We start from the raw sequence: 17251 nt of genomic DNA, 5'->3' as shown, positions 1-17251 counted from the left end.
CGAAGGAGCAGCAAGATGCGCGTCACGTCCAAAGGCCAGGTCACCATTCCTCGCGATCTCAGAGAGCTTGCGGGCATCGAGGCCAACAGCGAGGTCATCTTCTCGATCGAGAACGGAAAACTCGTTCTCTCGCCGAAGAACGGCAAGCAGGAGATCGAGGATCGGGGCCGCCTGGACCGTTTCCTACAGACGATCCGTCGTCTCGAAGGAACCGGCGATCAGGCGATCGATGCCGAAGACCTCATGTCGATGACCCGTGATCGCTGATGGCAACGCTTGTCGATACAGACATACTCGTCGATCTGGCTGTGGCTGGGTCGGACTGGCGCGGTTGGTCGCGTCGGAAAATGCTCGACGTCTTCAGAGATGGGCCGGTCCTCATAAATCCGATCATCTATTCCGAATTTTCCGTTCGCTACGGCGATATGGATGAAGTTGACCAACTGCTTCCGCAGGATGAATTTCGCCGCGAGAACCTGCCTTGGCCGGCTGCCTTCGCCGCGGCTCAAGCCTTCCGGCTTTACCGTCGCGCCGGCGGACGACGCGAACGGATATTGCCCGACTTCTTCATCGGCGCCCATGCGGCGATAAGGGGCTATAAGATTTTGACCCGCGACCCTAGCGGATACCGATCTTATTTTCCCTCCGTTGAACTTATCACGCCCGAAACCCACCCTTGAGAGACCGCGCCCCATGATCGGCAAGCTGAAAGGCACCATAGACGAGATCGGCGAAGACTATGTGCTCGTCGATGTGCATGGCGTTTGCTACGTCGCCCATTGCTCGGCCCGCACCCTGTCCAAGCTAGGCTCGGCCGGCGAGGCCTGCATATTGTTCATCGAGACCTATGTGCGCGAGGACCAGTTGAAGCTGTTTGGCTTCATGACCGCGCTGGAGCGGGAATGGTTCAATCTGCTGCAGAGCGTCCAGGGCGTTGGCGCCAAGGTGGCGCTCGCCGTGCTCTCGACCTTGACGCCGGGCGAACTCGCCAATGCAATCGCCCTGCAGGACCGCGCCGCAGTCTCCCGCGCGCCGGGCGTCGGCCCGAAAGTGGCCATGCGTCTCGTCACCGAACTCAAGAACCGGGCGCCGGCCTTTGCCGGGGAAGCGATCAATATCGCCCTCAAGCAGGAACTCGGCGAAGGTGTTGCGGCCGCACCGGTGGCCGACGCGGTTTCCGCGCTGACCAACCTCGGCTACAGCAGAGACCAGGCCGCCAACGCCGTTGCCGCGGCGATGAAGACGGCCGGCGACGACGCCGATAGCGCCAAGCTGATCAGGTTGGGCTTGAAAGAACTGGCGCGGTGAAGCCAGGAAAACCGATGATTGGATGTCGAGGCAGCCGATTTTTGGTGTATTGCTGTGACAGGTTTCAAAACGGAATGAGAGCATGAGCGAACCCGCCCGCCTGATATCGCCGGAAAAGCGGGGCGAAGATCTCGACATCACCCTACGCCCGCAATCGCTGGACGAATTCACCGGCCAGGCGGAAGCCCGGGCCAATCTCAAGGTCTTCATCGAGGCGGCGAAGAACCGCGGCGAGGCACTGGACCATGTGCTCTTCGTCGGCCCGCCCGGCCTCGGCAAGACGACGCTTGCGCAGATCATGGCGAAGGAGCTCGGCGTCAATTTCCGCTCGACGTCAGGTCCTGTGATCGCCAAGGCCGGCGATCTCGCCGCGCTACTGACCAATCTCGAGGAGCGCGACGTGCTCTTCATCGACGAGATCCATCGCCTCAACCCGGCCGTCGAGGAAATCCTCTATCCGGCCATGGAGGATTTCCAGCTCGACCTGATCATCGGCGAAGGCCCTGCCGCGCGCTCGGTGAAAATCGATCTGTCAAAATTCACGCTGGTGGCGGCCACCACCCGCCTCGGCCTGCTGACGACGCCGCTGCGTGACCGCTTCGGCATCCCGGTGCGCCTGAGCTTCTATACCGTCGAGGAGCTGGAACTGATCGTGCGCCGCGGCGCGCGGCTGATGAACCTGCCGATGACCGAAGAGGGTGCCCGCGAGATCGCACGGCGCGCCTGGGGCACGCCGCGCATCGCCGGTCGTCTGCTGCGGCGCGTGCGCGACTTTGCCGAGGTGGCAAGGGCCGAGGCGGTGACGCGTGAGATCGCCGACGAGGCGCTGACCCGCTTGCTCGTCGACAATGTCGGCTTCGACCAGCTCGACAAACGTTACCTCAACATGATCGCCGTCAATTTCGGCGGCGGCCCGGTCGGCATCGAAACCATCGCCGCCGGCCTTTCCGAGCCGCGCGACGCGATCGAGGACATCATCGAGCCCTATATGATCCAGCAGGGTTTCATTCAGCGCACGCCGCGCGGCCGTGTTCTGACTGCAATCGCGTGGAAACATCTCGGAATGCAACCGCCCAAGGAAATGGAGGCTGCGCAGTTCCGGCTGTTTCAGGAGGACAACTGAGTGATCACCCGCCGCGGGTTTTTCAAGGTTCTTGGCGGCGGCATTGCAGGCGTCATGTCGCTTGGTGGGTACGCCTTCGCTTATGAACCGCTGGCGCGGCTCGGCATTGTCGGCTACCGGCTGACGCCGCCGGGATGGACACCAGGGCTGAAGCTCCGCGTCGTCGCGCTTGCCGATATCCATGCCTGCGAACCCTGGATGTCGACAAGCCGCATTGCCGCGATCTGCCACAGAGCCAACGAGCTCGAGGGCGATGTCACCGTCCTGCTCGGCGATTACGCCGCCGGCATGAACATGGTGACGCAATATGTGCATTCGAGCCAGTGGTCGAAGGCGCTCGCCACCCTGCAGGCCCCTCTCGGCGTCCATGCGATCATGGGCAATCACGATTGGTGGGAGGACAGGACCGCCCAGAAGAACGGCGGGATGGAAACATTCGGGCACCGGGCGCTTGCCGATGTCGGTATCCCTGTCTACGGCAACCGCGCCGTCCGGCTCGAAAAGGATGGCCGCGGTTTCTGGCTCGCAGGCCTCGAAGATCAGCTGGCTTTGCTGCCCGGAAGGAAATGGGGCCGCACCCGCATGCTCGGCCTCGACGATCTCGAGGGAACACTGGCTCAGGTGACCGACAATGCGCCCGTCATCCTGCTTGCCCATGAGCCCGACATCTTTCCGTGCGTGCCCGAACGGGTGTCGCTGACGCTGTCCGGCCACACCCATGGCGGACAGATCCGTTTCCTCGGCCGTTCGCCGATCGTCCCCTCGCGTTACGGTAATCGTTACGCCTATGGCCATATTGTCGAGGAGGGGCGCAATATCATCGTCTCAGGCGGCCTCGGCTGCTCCATCGCACCGGTACGCTTCGGCGTGCCGCCGGAAATTGTCGTGATCGATCTCGGATAGAATGACATGAGCAAGCGCGCTCTCATTCGCCTGACCGCGGGCGCTGAGCGTTTCAATTATCGCATCGCCGGCCTCGGCTTTCGCGATGGCCATGTGCTCGCTCATCGCGCCGTGCATGAACCCTTCTGGACCTTTCCGGGCGGCAGGGCGGAAATCGGCGAGACGTCGGAAGTAACGCTGAAACGGGAGATGGTGGAGGAACTGGGCGTCGACGTTACCGTCTTTCGGCTGCTGTGGATCGTCGAGAACTTTTTCCGCTATGAACAGCACGACTGGCATGAACTCGGCCTCTATTACCTGATGGACATCCCCCCGGAATTCCCCTTTCAGCCGGGTGAGATCATCCACCACGTCGAAGACGGCGACAATCATCTCGAATTCAAATGGGTGCTTGCGACGCGCGAGGCCCTGACCGACCTCGACATCCCGCCCTATTTCATCGCCGATGAGATTGAGAACCTGCCCATCGCACCCCGTCATCTCGTCTGGCGGGACGGCAATCTCGATGAGAAGGGCCGACGCAAGCCAGTCCGAAAGCACGCGAAGAGGAGATGCGCCGATGCCGACCTTCGATCCCATCAGGTCATTTCGTAAGCTCGCCTATAACAACGCTCTTGCCAGCCACCGTCTGCTTCAGGCCTGCGCGGCATTGAAGCCGGGCGAATTCGAAGCGCCGCGCACCAGCTTCTTCCCCTCGATCAAGGAAACCCTGAACCACATCATTACGGTCGACTGGTTCTATGTCGACGGCCTGGAAGGCGGCACGCTCGGCTACCAGGCCTTCGAGATCGACGAACCGTTCGATGATATTTCATCGCTGGCGCAAGCGCAGGCGAAGGTCGATCAGCGCTTGGTCGCACTTTGCGAGGCTCTAACGCCGGAAAAGCTGGTGTCGACCGTCCGCCTCCACCGCGGCGACCGCATCCAAGAGGAGCGGATGGACGACGTCTTCGCCCACCTCTTCCAGCACCAGACCCATCATCGCGGCCAAGTGCATGCGATGCTCTCCAGCACCAGCGTCGCTCCGCCGCAGCTCGACGAATTCATCGTCGCCGACGACGCCCGGTTTCGCGGCGAGGAGCTGGCCGGGCTCGGCTGGAACGAAGAAACGCTGATGCGTTAGAGCGGGATGATTTTAGGTAGAATCGCAATTGGGATTGAACGAAGCCGCTTTCGCGGCATTTGGAGGATCTGATTGCATGAAGCGCTCCTGATTGAAGGAATGGGCTGTTTTGCCCAACCTTCAATCAGGAGATGACGATGACGGAGATGAGCCCTCTACGCCGGCGCATGATCGATGACATGACGATCCGCAATCTTTCGCCAGCAACGCAACGATCGTATTTACATGCGGTAACGAAGTTCTCGCGCTATTTCGGGCGATCGCCAGACCGTCTTGGACTGGAAGACGTGCGCGCGTTTCAGGTGCATCTGGTTTCATCGGGCCTATCATGGCCAGCCTTGAACCAGACAGTTTGTGCCCTGCGGTTCTTCTTTGGCGTCACGCTTGGTCATGGCGAGATACCGGAGCGCATTGCCTATGCCCGGACACCGGCCAAGCTGCCGACGATCCTCAACGGCGACGAGATCGTGCGGTTTCTGGAAGCCGTTCCAAGCCTGAGGACCCGTACCGCACTGACGACAGCGTATGCGGCGGGGCTGCGCGCCTCGGAAGCTGTCCATCTCAAGGTCCGCAACATTGATGGCGAACGCGGCATCATCCGCGTCGAGCATGGCAAGGGCGGAAAGGATCGCAACGTCATGCTGTCAGCGCAGTTGCTCGCGATCCTGCGGGTCTATTGGCGGCTGGCGAGACCCGAGGTCTGGCTGTTTCCGGGTCGGGACGAGACCAAGCCCATCGACGTCCAGGTTCTGTATTCTGCCTGCCGTTCGGCGTGCGCCGCGGCCGGCATCGACAAAAGGGTAACGGTGCATACGCTGCGCCACAGCTTTGCCACCCATCTTTTGGAAAGCGGAACCGACATCCGCATCATCCAAGTTTTGCTCGGCCACAACAATCTGTCCACCACGGCACGCTACACGAAGGTTTCCAATACCCTGATCCGCAGCACGACCAGCCCGCTCGACCGACTGACGCTGGAGGTGGTGCCGCCAAGCTGAGCAAGTTTCGCCATGGCGGCGGGACTGGAGGTGGCGGATATTTTTCGCCGCCACGGGGAAAGATATCGTCAAGCCCACGACACCCATCTCGGGCGTGTCGAACGCCGGGTCATGAGTGCGGTCGAGATGTGCCGGACCGCTCGCCTGGGCGGGCATGTCCAGCAATGTCAGGACTGCGCGGCGTTCCGCATCGCCTATAATTCCTGTCGCAACCGGCATTGCCCAAAGTGCCAGGGACAGGCGAGCCGTGACTGGCTTGCTGCCCGACAGGCCGACCTTCTGCCTGTCGGCTATTTCCACGTGGTCTTCACCCTACCGCAGCAGATCGCCGCAATTGCCTTCCAGAACAAACATGCCGTTTACACGATCCTGTTTCGCGCCGTCGCCGAGACGTTGCGCAAACTTGCTGCCGATCCCAGGCATCTGGGTGCAGAGATCGGCTTCATCGCGGTGCTGCACTCCTGGGGACAGAACCTCCATTTTCACCCTCATATCCACTGCATCGTGCCGGGCGGCGGATTGTCGGCGGACCAGTCCCGTTGGGTTCCCTGCCGGGCAAACTTCTTCCTGCCCGTGCGCGTTCTGTCATCCCTGTTCAGGCGGTTGTTTCTTGAAGAGCTGAAGCAGGCCTACGACCTGGACCAGCTTCGGTTCTTTGGCGATATCGCCGGCCTGGCCAATCCGGCGGCGTTCAATCACATTGTCAAAGAAACGCGGCGTGTCGCCTGGGTGGTCTATGCCAAGCCGCCATTTGCCGGACCCGAACAGGTGCTGGCCTATCTCGGGCGCTATACCCATCGCATTGCCATCTCCAATTCCCGCCTCGTCAGCATCGATGGCGATCGAGTCACATTCCGATGGAAGGACTATCGAACGGGCGGCAGGCAAAAGGTAATGACGCTCGATGCCCACGAGTTCATCCGCCGTTTCCTGCTTCACACCGTTCCGGACGGCTTTCACCGCATTCGTCATTATGGCCTGCTTGCCAATGGCCATCGGCAACTGAAGCTGGACCTGTGCCGAAGCCTGCTCGACGTCCCGCCGCCGGAACACCCGGTCGAAGAACCGGACACAAAGCCACCACCTTTGCTGCACCGCTGCTCCTGTTGCGGCGGAACCATGACGATCATCGGCGCGTGGACCCCGCTCCAGCCGGTACGTCGGCCAGCATGGAACGACAGTTCATGATCATACCACGCGCGCCATCATTGCAACGATCAGCGTCGGCATGCCGAAGAGCCGCGGTGCGAGTGCTTTGGCCAATCGTGCCCGAGCGACGTTTCGGTCGATGCAAACCAGCCGACAGGCGCGTCAAAGACACCGCAAATACCGGCAAGAATCTCCTTCCATACCTGTCCACGGGCTCCGGCAAGGCTCAACCCTGCAAAACGCCATCCACCGCTTCGGCTAAATCCCCATAGCGCCAAACAACCCGCGCCTTCGCTCAATCCGGCTTCAATGAGGTCCGATCAGTGAATGCCGCACGCACAGCGCCCGGACCTCACAGAACCCTCCAGATTTCCCTTTTGGACACAAATCAGATTCACCCTTCTGGCCGGTAAGGAGGCCGGTCTGGATGGCGAGACCTTTTTCGAATGATCTGCGAGAGCGTGTTGTCGGGGCGGTGACGCAGGAGGGGCTGTCGTGCCGGGCTGCGGCCAAACGGTTCGGCATTGGCATCAGCACCGCGATCGATTGGGTGCGGCGGTTCCACGCAACGGGCAGCGCAGCACCCGGCCAGATGGGCGGCCACAAGCCGCGGGCAATCTGCGGTGGCCACCGGGAATGGCTTGTCGAACGCTGCCGCGCGAGTGCGTTCACGCTGCGTGGGCTGGTCGCGGAATTGGCGGAGCGGGGTCTGGACGTGGATTACCGGTCCGTCTGGGCCTTCGTCCAGGATGAAGGGCTGAGTTATAAAAAAGACGCTGGTCGCCAGCGATCGGGAGCGACCCGACGTCGCCGCCAGGCGGGCGCGCTGGCTGAAGCATCGCCATCGCATCGATCCGGCCCGCCTTCTCTTCATCGACGAAACCTGGACGAAGACGAACATGGCGCCGCTCAGAGGCTGGGCGCCGCGTGGCGAGCGGCTCTTGGGCAAAGCTCCTTTCGGCCATTGGAATACGATGACCTTCATCGCCGCGCTTCGAACCGACCGCGTCAGCGCACCATGGATCATTGATGGCCCCATCAACGCCGAACGCTTTCTCATCTACGTTGAAAAGGTGCTGGTGCCAGAACTCAAACCTGGCGACATCGTCGTGATGGACAATCTCGGCTCGCATAAAGCCAAGGCGATCCGGGTCGCCATCCGCAGGGCCGGCGCCCGACTATTCTTTCTGCCGCAATACTCCCCAGATCTCAATCCGATCGAGAAGCTCTTCGCCAAGATCAAACACGGGCTGCGACAGGCACAAGCCAGAACCCGCAACGCCATCGACGACGCGCTTGCAGCTATCCTCCAGCCCGTCTCGCCAAAAGAGTGCCTAAACTACTTCAAGGAAGCCGGATATGAACGGACGTAAAATCATCCCGCTCTAGAGCCTTTCCTGGTCAGATTGAAGCATTCTGTTGGCTCAAACGGAGTCGGATGGTCGACCGGCCGGCGCGCGTCGTAGCCCGGCTCTACGGCCAAGCCGGCCGGTCGATCAGCCGGCCCGTTTCAGCCAACCCTCCCGCAGATTTGCCTGGCAAATCTGCGAGACTTAGGAATCGCCGGACGCACTTATCGCTTCGCCGTGGCGAAGCGGTGCGGCCGGTGGGCCGGGCATCTTTGCGCCAGGATCAGAGGCGATCGGCTCGGACGTACCAAGGGGTATGCCCTTCGCCAATCGCCTCTGCCCTGACGAAAATCTGCTCCGGCAGAATGCTTCAAGCTGACCAGGAAAGGCTCTAATTCTGCAGCCGCTTTTTCAGCCCGTCGATGATCGTCTTGGTGAGAAGATCGTAATTCTCGTCGAAGTGATGGTCGCCGGGCAGTTCGATGACCTCGGCGCCGCTATCCTTCACCGCCGGACAGGCGACATCGTCATCGTCGTCCTTGCCGTAGATGCATTGCACGAGTTTTGGATCGATATTCTTCAGATCGGCGACGGGATCGCCTCCAGCCCCTTCCGTCTTCTGGCCGAGCCATCCGAGAACGGAGATGACGTAGTCGACCTGGTGCGAGAGCGACAGCAGCGACAATTGCGCCACCGCCGACTTTTCGGCCGGTTTGAGGAGCTGATAGGTGGCGGGCACGACGTCGGCGCCGAAGGAATAACCGACGAGCAGCACATGCCTTACCTTCCACTGCTTCCGGTAGAAATCGATGATCTTCGAAAGATCGGCGGCCGTCTCCTCCGGCTTGCGCTCCGACCAGAAATAGTGAAGCGAATCGACGCCGACGACCGGAATGCCTTCCTTCTGCAGCGTGCCGCCGACCTCCTTGTCGATGTCGCGCCAGCCGCCGTCGCCGGAATAGATTACCGCCATCGTATCGAGGGCGGGCGTCGCCTCCAGGATCGCCAGCGGCAGTCCGAGCGGATTGCCGAAGGCGCCGGAGGCGGTGACGAGATCGTCAAGCGTATCGGCAAACACCGTCTGCGCGTCGTCGGTGGAATCGCGAATTTCGATCGCGGCATGGGTCTTCTTCAGTGCCTCGACATGCGCCCGGCCGTCCTTGTCAGCCTTGGGCGTGAAGACTGATACAACAGGATCCGGTAGGGCCCCTCGCTGAGGCCATACACCGTGCGTTGCCCGACGACTTTCTTGGACGCCGGTGTGCAAAGCTCCTTGGCAAGGGGAATTCCGGCGAGCGGATCGACGGCAAGCGTCTGGCCGATCGTAGCATCCGGCGTCTGCGCGGCGATCGCCAGCGCCAAGGCTCCGCCCTCGCCGATACCGGCGACGATCGGCAGGTGATAGGCATTGTTGCCGGTCGCACGCTGCACCTGCTGGCTCAGCGATTCGATATCCGAAACCATGTAGAGACAGCCGTCATTGAGGCTGACGTCGTAGCGGTCGAGCGCCTGGATATAGGAGGGAAAGTCGACGCCGATGACGACGGCGCCTTCGGCGACCAGCCTGTCGGCCTCCGCCTTCTCATAGTCGCCCCAGCCGGCGGCATCCGAGATCAGCATTACCGTGCCCTTCACCTCTCCTTCCGGCAGGAAGATGTGCGGCGACGGGATGAGCCCCGTTTCGAAGCTCTGCGTGGTCTCCTCGGCGGCATCAGCCGATGCGGCCGCGAGCATGCAGGCGCATGCCGTGGCAAGTAGGATTGTCCTGATCATTTTCTCACTACCCCTTTCACTCCGCCCCCGATCAGAAATGTCGCGTCCATCAACGCGATCATCGGATTGCCCCCTCCGGAGACCGCAAGATAGCGCGGTTGCCAGTGCGGATGAAATTTTGATTTGAATGCCCGAAGGCCTTTGAAGTTGTAGAAGCGCTCGCCGTGTTCGAAAACGGTGCTGCCGATGCGGTCCCAGACGGGCGCCGCCTCGCGTTTCGACATGCCGGAGAGAGGCGCCATGCCGAGATTGAAGTGGGTGAAACCCTGGCCGCGCAGATATTCCATGATCTGCACGAAGAGAAAGTCCATCGAGCCCTTCGGCGCGTCCGGCGAGAAGCGCATGAGATCGATCGTGCCCTCCTGCCTGGATTCGGTGACGAGGATATTGGCGAAGGCGACGATCCTGCCGTCCTTTTTCAGGATGCCGACCGGCTGGGAAGAGACGTAATCGGGATCGAAGGCGCCGAGTGAAAATCCCTTTTCCTTGGCATTGTGATGCTCGAGCCAGGCCGTCGAAACGGCGGAGAGATCATCGATAACCGAGGGCACGTCCTCAGGTTCGACGACGGCAAATTCCAGCCCGTCGCGCTGGGCGCGGCTCGCGGTCTGGCGAAGGTTCGCCCATTTGCCGCCCTTCATCTCGAAGGTTCTAAGGTCGGTCACTGCCAGTTCGCCGAGCTTGAAGGCGCGAAGGCCGGCATCGGCGCAATGGGAAAGCAGCGACGGCGAGATCTGATAGAACACCGCGCGGCAGCCGGCGGCGCGCGCTGCTTCGACGAAACGCCAGACGAGTTCCTGCCCGGCGCGATGTTCGCCGACCGGGTCGAACAGCGCGATCCACGAGCGGCCCTGCCGGCCGTACATGATGAAGGCATCACCCTTTTCCGAGAACATGATGCTCTTGTCGCCCATGCGCACCAGATTGGCGTCGGCATTGCCCTGCTTGCCGACGATCTCCACGGCACGTGCCAGCGCCTCCTCCGTCGCCGGTTCCGGCCGGAAGGTCGCCGGCCGCAGCAGGCTGAAGATAGCGATCGCCGACGAGATGATGGTGATGCCGAGCACGGCGCGTAAGCCCCGCGGCGCTTCGGCGGTAAACTCGAACTGCCACCAGAGCTGGTTGCTGTATTCGACATCGCGATAGACGAAGAGCAGGATGACGACGGCGCCGACGACGATGACCGCGATCGCCATCAGCCAGGACGCCGTCAGCGCTTGATTGAGCAGCGAGGCATGGCGGGTAAAGAGCCGCCGGCTGACGAACAGCCCGAAGATGAGGAAGGCAAGAAAGGCGGCTTCGACGAGCGCGATCGCTTTCATGAGCGACAAAGTCAGTGCGGCGAGGGCCGAAAATACCGCCACCCACCAGGCGCCGTCGAGCCGCTGGCCAAGGCCGCGCGCAGCGACGACGAGCGCGAGCCCGAGCAGGCTGGAAAGGAAATGCGCCCCTTCCACCATCGGCAGCGGCAGATAGTTGGAGAGGAATTCGAGGTTCTGGTCCGGCGTCGGCGTGACGCTCGAAAATATCAGCATGACGCCGAGCAGCAGCGCAAGCGCCGACAACAGCTGCGGCATCAGCCGTCCGCCGATGCGCCGGACGCTGGAGGCGGCCGGATGGTCGACGAAACGGCGCAGCTCTGTCGCCGAGACCGCAAGCACGGCGATCAGCAGCGGCAGCACATGATAGATCAGCCGGTAGAGCACCAGCGATCCGAGCACTGCATCGATGTTCACCGCGCTGCCGAGCGAGGCAATAATCACGGTCTCGAACACGCCGAGCCCGGCCGGAACGTGGCTGAGTACGCCGAGACCGACGGCGATCGCATAGACGGCCAGGAAGACCGGCCAGCCGATGGCCGTTTGCGGCAGCAGCACGTAAAGCACGGACGCCGAGGCGGCGATATCGAAGGCGGTGACGAGGAACTGCCGCGACCAGGTGCGCGAATCCGGCAGGCGGATTGCCACAGGGCCGAGATCGAGTACGCGCCCGTCGCGGCCGATGATCATCACCGCGCCCAGAATGGCGACGATCGAGCCGGCGATCAACCGCAGCAGGAAGGCGCTGACGCCGATCAGCGGGCCGATCTCGTCGGCGATGATGATGAGAGCGATCGCCCCGACTCCCGCAAGCCCGAGACCGAAGGAAAGCGTGACGAAGGCGATGATGCGGCCGATATCTTCGGGCGAAAGTCCGAGGCGCGTATAGGCGCGGTAGCGGATCGCGCCACCCGAAAGCGCGCCGAAGCCAGCGGTATTGCCAACCGCATAGGCGCTGAAGGCGGTCAGCGCCACATGTGGAAAGGGCAGCTTCTTGCCGATATATTCGATGGCGTTGAGATCGTAGAAAACCAGGGAGAGAAAGCTGAGTGCCGTGAAGAACAGGGCAAGCAGGATGGCGCTCGGCCTGGTCGCCGCCAGCGCATCGACGACATCGTCATAGCGCACTTCGTTGGTGAGCTGCATGATCGCATAGCCGACGAGGCAGAAGACCACGAGTGTCGCCGCTGCCGTCAGCGGTGTCCTGTAACGTCTGAACAGCCCGCGAAAAGAAAATCGCTCCGCGTCTTCCATCTCTTTCAAATTGTCGTGACCCGACATCTCTTATCCTGCTGCAATTGCCAGCTCGGCGGGAATCATTTTTGAGAGACGTAACATGAGAGGCATACAAGCTCTATGAAGACATGCCGCCGCAACCCCAGCCCGCCGCTTGCGCCTCCATCACTCTCAATTGGGGCGAATTTGCGCAGGCGAGCGTAACGGCGCATTGCATTTTCGTAAGCTTCGGAGGAGCTTTATCCGCGGCGGCGATTTGAGACACAGGAGAACGGTTCGATATGCAGAATGGTCCGGCCCTGATGATGATCGCCCTCGGCCGTCTCCTGCTGGGCGGCCTCTATGTCGCTGGCGGCATTCATCATTTTTTCGTCATCGTGCCGCTGACCGATGCGATCGAAGCCCGCGGCATCCCCTTTGCGAAATGGGCGCTGCTCTCCGGCAGCATGTTCCAGATCCTGGCCGAAACGCTGCTGATACTGGGGCTCTGCGTGACGGCAGCGGCATTCGGTCTCATCCTCTTCACCCTTGCCGCCACCGTCATGCTGCTGAATTTCTGGGATATGCAGGGAACGGCCCGCGAAAGCGCGATCAATACCTGGAAAACCAACATGGCGATCATCGGCGGCCTGCTGATCGCCGCCGCCGGCCCGATGTGAAGCGGCTTATGCCGCCGGTTCGCCATTCGCCCGCGCATGGGCGGCGTAGCGCGCCACGGCAGCATCCACCTCCGCATCGCGATCACCCGCCACCTGCACTGTCGGCACGGCGAATTCGATGCCGTTTTCCTTGAAGGCGTTGCGGATCATCGCCAGCGCATTGCGGCGGATGACGAATTGTTCGCCGGGCTTCGTCATCATCGACAGCCGGATTTCGATCGCGAATTCCCCGAACTGCTCGACACCCTTCATCTTTAGCGTCTCGATGATATGAGGCCCGAATTCCGGATTGTCGAGCAGCGTCTGGCCGATCTGCTTGATCACCTTCTTCGCCTTGACGAGATCGGTGTCGTATTTAACGTTGAGGCTGATCTTGTCGATAGTCCAGTCGCGGTTGAGATTCTTCACCGCGCCGAGTTCGCCGAACGGCACGGTCGTCAGCGGCCCGCGATGATGCCGGAGCTTTACTGAACGCAGGCTGAAAGCCTCGACCACGCCCTTGTGGCTACCGCTTTCGATATATTCGCCGATACGGAAAGCATCGTCCCAAAGATAGAACATGCCGCTGATGACATCCTTGACGATCGTCTGCGCGCCGAAGCCGACAGCGACGCCGACGACGCCGGCGCCGGCGATCAGCGGCCCAATCTCGATGCCGAGGCCGGAGAGCACCATCAATGCGGCGATGACGGCAATGACGACGGCCAGGATATTGCGGAAGATCGGAAGCAGTGTCTGTATCCGTGCGCGTCTGGCCCTCTCCTCATCCGTTGCTCCGCCATCCACGGAAGAATCGAGCAGCTTGCCGTCGATATAGGCTTTGATGACGTGCCAGAGCAGATCGGCGGCAAGCAGGATGACGATGCCGCCGATGACGCCGCGCGCGATCTTGTCCACCATCGTCTCGCCGGCGGCCATCGTATCGGCGCCGACGCCGAGCATATGCCCAAGCCAGATGGCGGCGACGGCAATGATCAGTGCCCGCACACCCCGGTCGAGAAGCACGGTGGCAATGCGGCGCGTCGCCAGGAAGCTCGCTTCGGTCTGCTGCAGCGATTTCACCGAAATCGTCGAAACCGCAAGCACGCGCGGCAGCAGCAGCACATAGATGCCGAGCCAGAGCAGCCAGTTGAAGCCTGCGACCCAAAGGCTCCAGAGCAACAGGAAATAAACGGTGAGCGCCCAGGACGTCCCGTGACCGCGCTTCTCGTCCTTGTGCGGTCGCGACCAGACCGCCTCGATCGCAATCAGCAACAGGCCGATACCGAGGATGTAGCCGATGAGGAGCCGCGCGCTTGGGGAATAGCCAAGCGGCTCCATCGACTGGATCGCCGCCCAGCCAAGCATGAAATAGATGACGAAGGTTGCGCAGCGGCGGTACCAGAAGAGTGCAACGACACGCCCCGGCATGGTGGGAGCGGTAATGCCCCGCCGTTCTTCCTCGGTCCGCGCCAGCCCGATGAGATCGACCAGCACACCGCCGAGGCAGATGGTGAAGCGTTGGACGATGAGCGCGACGACGCAGACGATCGCGATACTCTGGCTGAGCGGCGGCCAAGCGAGGCTCAGAAGCGCAAGCACCGTTGCCGCCGCGAAGATCAGCGCCGGTATCACCCGCGGCGCCAGATGCATGCCGGCCATCTCGGCCAGTCGACGACGGCGGCGGCGGAAAGCATAACGGGCAATGCTCTCTACAATCGCGCCGAGCAGAAAGACGGCCAGGAACTGCGCCACCATGCGCGGCCAGCCGTTCGCGGCGATTTCACCGAAGAACAGCGAAGACGCATTGCCGATCTGAAAGGGCAGCGTCATTGCCGCATCTGAGACCATCGCGACGTGCCGGCGGGCATGCTGCAGCAGGCCTGACAGCACCGACATCTGATCCGCAGCCGCGGAGCCGCCCGCAGGTGCTGCCGCCATCTGAGCCGACATCCACTGCTTGACTTCGGGTTTCTGCATGAGTTCCATCATCTCGCGCACTTCGGCCGGCGGACTTGCCGCGGCCGGCGCTTGCGCCGGCGACGTCTGGGCAAAGCTTGGCGAAATCACCCCAAGTAGCACGATGAGTGCCAGTATTCCTGATATGGCGGCCTTCAAGCCCCCTGCCGCGTCACGCTCCATCACCGCCCGCCCTCCAATGGAGTGTCGGCCACTTGGACGAAGCAGCCCCGACATTTCCCTTTCGGCAATGGATACTCGCGACAGCAGCCGCCAGCAAGCGGTAGGAAACCCATACTGATGGCTAGAGCCTTTGCTGGTCAGATTGAAGCATTTTGTTGGCTCAAACGGAGTCGGATGGTCGACCGGCCGGCGCGCGTCGTAGCCCGGCTCTACGGCCAAGCCGGCCGGTCGATCAGCCGGCCCGTTTCAGCCAACCCTCCCGCAGATTTGCCTGGCAAATCTGCAAGACTTAGGAACCGCCGAACGCACTTATCGCTTCGCCGTGACGAAGCGGTGCGGCCGGTGGGCCGGGCATCTCTAGCCAGGATCAGAGGCGATCGGCTCGGACGTACCTGGGGGTATGCCCGTCGCCAATCGCCTCTGCCCTGACGAAAACCTGCTCCGGCAGAATGCTTCAATCTGACCAGCAAAGGCTCTAGGGAGGGAAGGCGCCTCCTTGTCCGGATGGCGCCGAAAGCCTCTGGCCTTCAGGATTTCGGGGCCGGCTTTTCCACGTGACCGCCAAAGCCCGCGCGCATCGCCGACAGAACCTTGTTGGCGAATTCGTCGTTGTCGCGCGAGGAGAAGCGGCCGTAGAGCGCAGCACTCAGCACCGGCGTCGGCACGCTTTCGTCGATTGCCGCCATGATCGTCCAGCGGCCTTCGCCGCTGTCAGAGACTCGGCCGGCATATTTCGCCAGCGCCGGATCGGCATGCAGTGCATCGGCCGTGAGATCGAGCAGCCAAGAGGTGATGACGCTACCGCGGCGCCAGACTTCGGCGACGTCCTGCAGATTGAAGTCGTATTGAAAATGTTCAGGATGGGCGAGCGGCGCGGTTTCCGCGTCGGCCTCATGCGAGGCAGCGCCGATATTAGCGTGTTTCAGAATGTTGATGCCCTCGGCATAGGCGGCCATGAGACCGTATTCGATGCCGTTATGCACCATCTTGACGAAATGGCCGGCGCCATGCGGGCCGCAATGCAGGTAGCCCTGTTCGGCGGTGCTCGCCGCAGCCGCTTCCGCGGTGCGGTTCGGCGAGGCTTCCGTTGCACCGGCGCCGGGTGCGAGTGTTGCGAAAATCGGCGAAAGGTGCTGAACGGTGCCCTTCTCACCGCCGATCATCAGGCAGTATCCGCGCTCCAGGCCGAACACGCCGCCGCTGGTGCCGACATCGACATAGTGGATGCCCTTGGTGATAAGGTCGGCGCCGCGGCGAATATCGTCGTGGTAATAGGAGTTGCCCCCGTCGATGACGATGTCGCCATTCTCAAGCAGCGGCACCAGGCTCCCCAGCACCTTGTCGACGATCGCCGCCGGCAGCATCAGCCAGATCGCCCGCGGATGCGAGAGCTTCGAGACAAACTCTTCGAGCGAAGCGCTGCCGGTCGCACCGAGGCCTGCGAGTTCGGCAACGCTTTCCGGCCTGGCGTCGTAGACGACGCATTCGTGGCCGCCCCGCATCAGGCGCTGGACCATGTAATTGCCCATGCGGCCCAAACCAACCATGCCAAGCTGCATAATGAAATCTCCTGGAAATCGAAATGAAGTGTCGAATCCGGAAACTAGCACCCGCAGTGTGACAGGCAAGCGAAGTCTCGCTCCTCTTGGCGAATGCGACGATTACGCCGCCGATCTGCTTGAGGCCGACTTACCGGTCAGGCATCCGGCGCGCTGGCCGGCTCTCCCTTCATTTCGCTGAGAAACATGCCCTCGCGCAGATTGATGCCGTATTCGACGAAAGCCTTCATGCAGCAGAGCATCTGCGTCCAGCCTTCACAGTTGAGATAGGTGCCGCGCCGGCCGGCATCGTCCTCACGCCAGCCGGTCTCGGCGATGGTCACCAGCGTGCCGCCATCCTCCAGCGGCTTGAAGTTCATCTCCACCGAAGTTTTATAGGTCTTCTTGTCGTCGCCGGTGCCGCCATCCCAGCTGAGCACGATGCGACTTTCCGGCACGAGTTCGACGACCTCCACCTGGGCGTCCTTCCACCAGGTCACCGTGGTGCCCTTGACGAGCGGCGCGCTCGCCCCGCCGATCGTGGTGAAATAGCTGCTGAGCTTCTTCGGGTTGACGACGGCGTCGAATACCTCTGCGACGGGACGGCCGATACGGCCGGAAACGCGGATTCCGAGAGACATGGTCCTCCTCC

Annotated in this window: 14 protein-coding genes and 2 pseudogenes; 11 read left to right on the top strand and 5 right to left on the bottom strand. The window is 61.9% G+C overall.

The features are described from left to right. Positions 1-15 precede the first annotated feature (15 nt). From ACS4RS_RS11490 to ACS4RS_RS11445, 10 genes and pseudogenes are all read left to right on the top strand, one after another. A complete protein-coding gene (locus ACS4RS_RS11490; protein WP_003566365.1) occupies positions 16-267 on the top strand; it encodes an AbrB/MazE/SpoVT family DNA-binding domain-containing protein in 252 nt (83 codons plus the stop codon). Further along, the gene (locus ACS4RS_RS11485; protein ID WP_439010869.1) at positions 267-680 is read left to right on the top strand and encodes a type II toxin-antitoxin system VapC family toxin; all 414 of its coding nucleotides are present in this window, start codon (positions 267-269) and stop codon (positions 678-680) included. Before ACS4RS_RS11490 ends, ACS4RS_RS11485 begins: the two co-directional genes overlap by 1 nt. Before the next feature lie 13 nt (positions 681-693). Next, a complete protein-coding gene (gene ruvA, locus ACS4RS_RS11480; RefSeq protein ID WP_439010870.1) occupies positions 694-1308 on the top strand; it encodes a Holliday junction branch migration protein RuvA in 615 nt (204 codons plus the stop codon). A gap of 82 nt (positions 1309-1390) precedes the next feature. After that, on the top strand, positions 1391-2431 hold the full coding sequence (ruvB, locus tag ACS4RS_RS11475) for a Holliday junction branch migration DNA helicase RuvB (protein WP_449313656.1): 1041 nt from the start codon (positions 1391-1393) through the stop codon (positions 2429-2431). Further along, positions 2432-3334 carry a metallophosphoesterase gene (locus ACS4RS_RS11470; RefSeq protein WP_439010871.1) on the top strand — a complete coding sequence of 301 codons (903 nt, stop codon included), beginning with the start codon at positions 2432-2434 and terminating at the stop codon, positions 3332-3334. Between the two features lie 6 nt (positions 3335-3340). Further along, positions 3341-3847: pseudogene (locus ACS4RS_RS11465) on the top strand (NUDIX hydrolase); the annotation flags it as partial. Between the two features lie 46 nt (positions 3848-3893). Continuing rightward, positions 3894-4457 (top strand): DinB family protein, encoded by a 564-nt coding sequence (locus tag ACS4RS_RS11460; protein WP_439010872.1) that lies wholly within the window; start codon positions 3894-3896, stop codon positions 4455-4457. A 137-nt stretch (positions 4458-4594) separates the two neighbouring features. Further along, the gene (locus ACS4RS_RS11455) at positions 4595-5455 is read left to right on the top strand and encodes a tyrosine-type recombinase/integrase (RefSeq protein ID WP_439008560.1); all 861 of its coding nucleotides are present in this window, start codon (positions 4595-4597) and stop codon (positions 5453-5455) included. A gap of 12 nt (positions 5456-5467) precedes the next feature. Beyond that, the gene (locus ACS4RS_RS11450) at positions 5468-6643 is read left to right on the top strand and encodes an IS91 family transposase (RefSeq protein ID WP_439008559.1); all 1176 of its coding nucleotides are present in this window, start codon (positions 5468-5470) and stop codon (positions 6641-6643) included. A gap of 388 nt (positions 6644-7031) precedes the next feature. Then, positions 7032-7977 (top strand): IS630 family transposase gene (locus ACS4RS_RS11445; RefSeq protein WP_439010873.1). Its coding sequence is split into 2 segments (ribosomal slippage): positions 7032-7370 and positions 7372-7977, totalling 945 coding nucleotides; the frame shifts between segments, so codons are not numbered across the junction. 367 nt (positions 7978-8344) lie between these two features. Here ACS4RS_RS11445 and ACS4RS_RS11440 read toward each other — a convergent pair. Beyond that, positions 8345-9726 (bottom strand): annotated as a pseudogene (locus tag ACS4RS_RS11440) (virulence factor family protein). After that, on the bottom strand, positions 9723-12326 hold the full coding sequence (gene mprF / locus ACS4RS_RS11435) for a bifunctional lysylphosphatidylglycerol flippase/synthetase MprF (RefSeq protein ID WP_439010874.1): 2604 nt from the start codon (positions 12324-12326) through the stop codon (positions 9723-9725). Before mprF ends, ACS4RS_RS11440 begins: the two are co-directional and overlap by 4 nt. Positions 12327-12562: 236 nt before the next feature. Between mprF and ACS4RS_RS11430 the strand changes: the two genes are divergently transcribed. Beyond that, a complete protein-coding gene (locus tag ACS4RS_RS11430) occupies positions 12563-12940 on the top strand; it encodes a DoxX family membrane protein (protein WP_439010875.1) in 378 nt (125 codons plus the stop codon). A 6-nt stretch (positions 12941-12946) separates the two neighbouring features. On the opposite strand, the gene ACS4RS_RS11425 is transcribed toward ACS4RS_RS11430, so the two are convergent. The 3 genes from ACS4RS_RS11425 to ACS4RS_RS11415 form a co-directional block, all read right to left on the bottom strand. Further along, the gene (locus ACS4RS_RS11425; RefSeq protein WP_439011849.1) at positions 12947-15061 is read right to left on the bottom strand and encodes a mechanosensitive ion channel domain-containing protein; all 2115 of its coding nucleotides are present in this window, start codon (positions 15059-15061) and stop codon (positions 12947-12949) included. Positions 15062-15588: 527 nt separating this feature from the next. Beyond that, on the bottom strand, positions 15589-16620 hold the full coding sequence (gene gnd, locus ACS4RS_RS11420; RefSeq protein WP_439010876.1) for a phosphogluconate dehydrogenase (NAD(+)-dependent, decarboxylating): 1032 nt from the start codon (positions 16618-16620) through the stop codon (positions 15589-15591). A gap of 137 nt (positions 16621-16757) precedes the next feature. After that, positions 16758-17240, bottom strand: coding sequence for an SRPBCC domain-containing protein (locus ACS4RS_RS11415; RefSeq protein ID WP_179612265.1), 483 nt, complete (start codon positions 17238-17240; stop codon positions 16758-16760). Between the last annotated feature and the right edge of the window lie 11 nt (positions 17241-17251).

Origin of the sequence: Rhizobium sp. F40D2, assembly GCF_051810745.2 — a bacterium.
GTDB lineage: Bacteria > Pseudomonadota > Alphaproteobacteria > Rhizobiales > Rhizobiaceae > Rhizobium.
The sequence above is the reverse complement of the archived record's forward strand: the minus strand, read 5'-3'. Positions and strand labels throughout refer to the sequence as shown.